General features: G+C 70.1%; 4 protein-coding genes. 1 reads left to right on the top strand and 3 read right to left on the bottom strand.

Features of this window, described 5'->3' with window-relative positions; all coding sequences use genetic code 11:
• Positions 1-233: gamma-glutamyl-gamma-aminobutyrate hydrolase family protein (locus H3C53_13320; GenBank protein ID MBW7917647.1), on the top strand; the 233-nt coding region annotated here is incomplete at its 5' end.
• Between the two features lie 89 nt (positions 234-322).
• On the opposite strand, the gene H3C53_13315 is transcribed toward H3C53_13320, so the two are convergent.
• The 3 genes from H3C53_13315 to H3C53_13305 are packed head-to-tail and all read right to left on the bottom strand — an operon-like array spanning position 323 to position 2,959.
• Positions 323-1,198: a MurR/RpiR family transcriptional regulator gene (locus H3C53_13315; GenBank protein ID MBW7917646.1), complete on the bottom strand. Its 876-nt coding sequence runs from the start codon at positions 1,196-1,198 to the stop codon at positions 323-325.
• Between the two features lie 22 nt (positions 1,199-1,220).
• Entirely contained in the window at positions 1,221-1,547 is a 327-nt protein-coding gene (locus tag H3C53_13310) for a DUF4387 domain-containing protein (protein MBW7917645.1), read from the bottom strand.
• A complete protein-coding gene (locus H3C53_13305; protein ID MBW7917644.1) occupies positions 1,544-2,959 on the bottom strand; it encodes an acyclic terpene utilization AtuA family protein in 1,416 nt (471 codons plus the stop codon). Before H3C53_13305 ends, H3C53_13310 begins: the two co-directional genes overlap by 4 nt.
• Positions 2,960-3,262: the final 303 nt, after the last annotated feature.

The raw sequence follows: 3,262 nt of genomic DNA, 5'->3' as shown, positions 1-3,262 counted from the left end.
ACAGCTTCCACCGCCAGGTGGTGGTGGAGCCGCCCGCCGGCTGGGTGGTCAGCGCGCGCTCGGACGACGGCTGGGTGGAGGCCATCGAGGCCACGGAGGGTTTCGGGGTGGGCATCCAGTTCCACCCGGAGTGGCTCGAGCTCGAGCAGCCGCGCTTCGCGGCGGTGTTCCGCGACTTCGTGGCGGCGGCGCGGGAGCACGGCGCAGGGCGCGGGGTGGCTCGCGAGGCGTGATGTCGCCCAGTGGCGGGCCCCTCCTTGGGTTGGTTTGGGGCCACAAAATGCGCAATGGATTCGCCACAAAATGCAACATGGGGCGGGCGTCAACCGTCCCGGTTGAAGTGCTCCCAGGCGCGCTCCGCCTGCCCCAACCGCGCCGACGCCCCCGGCAGCGCGGCCTCCGTGAGGGTGAGGAGCGCGTGGCTCACGCTCACCAGCGCCGTGTACGAGTCGAGCACGCCCGTGCTGCCCACGTGGGCGCGCAGCACCCGCGTGCCCTGCGGCACGTTGTTGCCGGGGCTGGCGTCGGTGAGCATCGACACCGGCACCCCGGCCGTCGCCAGGTAGCGCAGCGTGCGCTGAACCTCGGGCGAGTGGCGCCTGAGCGACACGGCCAGCACGAAGTCGGCTGGCGTGAGGTCGAACAGCAGGTCCACCGAGGTGCCGCTGCTGGGTGGCGCCACCTCCACGCCGTCGCGCATGGTCCTCAGCACCAACGCGAGGTGCAGGGCGATGGGGTGCGAGAAGCGCCGGCCGAACACCACAACCCGCCGGGCGCTCGCCAGGCTCTGGGCGGTGGCCTCCAGGGCGCTCAGATCGAGGTGGCGGTAACTGCGTTGCAGGTTCTGGACCTCGCGCTGGTAGACGGCCTGGACCGTGTCGGACTCCGAGGCGTCCGGGTCCGACAGCACCAGGTCGCGCCGCGCCGATACGGAGCGCAGGTAGGCGGCGCGCGCCGCCTCCTGCAGCTCCGGGTAGCCCTTGTAGCCGATGTTCTGCGCGAAGCGCACGACCGTGGAGCGGTGCACGCCCAGGTCGTTGGCGAGCTCCGTGCTGGAGAGGAACCCCCAGCGCTCGAGCTGCTCCACCAAGTGCGCGGCCAGCCGCCGCTCCTGCGGGGTCAGCTGATCGGCCGCCGCGTCGAGCCGCTCTAGGAGGTCGGCGGGTGCCGGCGCGGGCGCGGCGGGCTCGTCGGTCATGGCCCGAGAGTACCGCCTCGGCTCAGGCTACGGGCACCATCACGCCCAGGAGGGGAGCGTACTGCTGGGCGCCGAAGATGTCGGCGTCGCCTGCCGAGCCGCTGGGGCGCGTACGCAGGATGGTGAACTTGATGGCGAAGGCGGGGTCGTAGGTCACGAAGTCGGTGATGCGGCTCTGGTCGATGCGGTAGAGCTTGGCCACGGACTCGCGGGTCAGCACCCCGCTATCCTTCACGAGCTCGTAGTTCTCCCGGTCGCGGAAGATGATGTCGAAGGTGATCCGGTCCACGCCGGCGTTCTTGCTGCGCACGGTCTTGGCCAGCTCGGAGAGGGGCTTGCTCGTGCTCACCGCGCACCTCCCGCGGCAACCGGCTCGCCGCTCGTCACCTCGGTCATGTGCAGGTCGAACAGCTCGAGGGGGTCGTCCACGGCCACCGTGTGGTTGAGGGTCCAGCGGTAGGCGGGGCTCACGCGCGTGACCTCGTCGAGGGGGAACGCCACGCCGCCGGCCGTGCCCTTCACGTCGGGGAGGCGGGCGTAGAACATCTGGCGCGTGCCGGTGAGGGCCACCTCCTCGGCCATCTCGGCCGTGGGCGCCACGCCGAACACCATGATGCCGAGCTCGTGCCCGGGCTGGTCGCGTAAGGGTTCGAGCTCACCCATCACCCCGTCGCGGCCGTACACCTGGTAGTGGAGCTCGTAACCGCCCTCCTCGGGCGTCCCGAACCTCTCCTCAACCTGCCTGCGCGCCCAGCCGATCACCTCGTCGATGCGGGCGATGGTGTAGGGGTCGCGCACGCCGGCGAAGCCCATGTAGCGCTCGCCCACCTTGCCCGAACCCTCGAGCTTCACGCGCACCTTGTCGGTGGGCACGAACTTGGCGCCGGTCACGCGGGTGGTGCGCTCGTCGTACTGCTCGTAGTGGCAGTCGGTCATGTCGAGCATGCCGCCCGCCACGTACTCGTAGAAGGGGTTGGAGCGCTCGTACATGGCGTGCCCGGCCACCGAGGCGACGGTGCAGCGCTGCCCGGGGTGCATGGCAGTGACCTTCACGTCCTCATGGCTGATCTCGCCGATTACGCTCTCCTTGCCGGCGTACGGCTCGGCGTTGAAGGAGGCGCACTCGAGCACCTTGCCCAGGTAGTAGGAGAGGTCCTGCGGGTAACCGGCGCGGATGGCGGGCGCGGCGAAGATGACCGCGTCGGAGCTGCGGCCGCCGATGATCACCTGGGCGCCCCGGTTGAGCAGCTCGATGTACGGGTGAACGCCGGCCACCGCCACGATGCGGTCGGTGGCGTCGAGCTCCTCCAGGGTGAGGTCGCCGCGGCCGTCGAGGCCCGTCACGCGCTCGCCGCCCACCATGCGCGCGCGCAGGTCGGCCTTGTTCACCTCTGAGTAGAAGTAACCGAGCTTGAAGGGCGCCAGGCCGTGCTGGGCGGCGATGTCGCGGATCATCTGCACGTACATGTCGACGCGGCTGTTGGTGCCCGTGTCGCCGGCGGAGCCGATGATCATGGGCACGCCGAGCTTGCGGGCGGCGAGCAGCATCTTCTCGAGGTCGTGGCGTTGCCACTCCTTGGGCGCCGTGGAGGTGTCGGTGCCGAGCGGCACGGGCCCGATGTCGTCGGACCCTGAGTCGGCCAGGATGAAGTCGGGGCGCGTGGCGACGCCGATGTCGAAGCTCTCCACCTTCAACGGCGCGAAACCAAGGTGGCCGTTGGGGCAGAGGAACCTCAGCGTTGGTCCGGGGTTGCTGCTCATCGTAGGTCCTCTCACGAGCCGTCGAGGCCGGGTCACCCCACTCGACATATGCTGTTGCAGGATTCTACTATTTACAGCAGTTGTTGCACAAGGTGGTGTGGGGACGAACCGCGCCGACCCTACCCGGCGGCGCGCGACGACGGCAGGTCCTCACGAGCCTGGCGCTGACCTGGAGGCAGCCGCGTCTCGCCCGGCGACCGCCCCTCAACCCCCCTGCATCAACCCCGTGACGCTTCCATCGGCCGCCACCCGCACCCGCTTCGCCGCCGGCTCGCGCGGCAGCGCCGGCATGGTCACGATGTC

The organism is Trueperaceae bacterium (assembly GCA_019454765.1).
Lineage (GTDB): Bacteria > Deinococcota > Deinococci > Deinococcales > Trueperaceae > JAAYYF01.
Note: the sequence above shows the minus strand (reverse complement) of the source record. Positions and strands in the feature narration are given on the sequence as shown.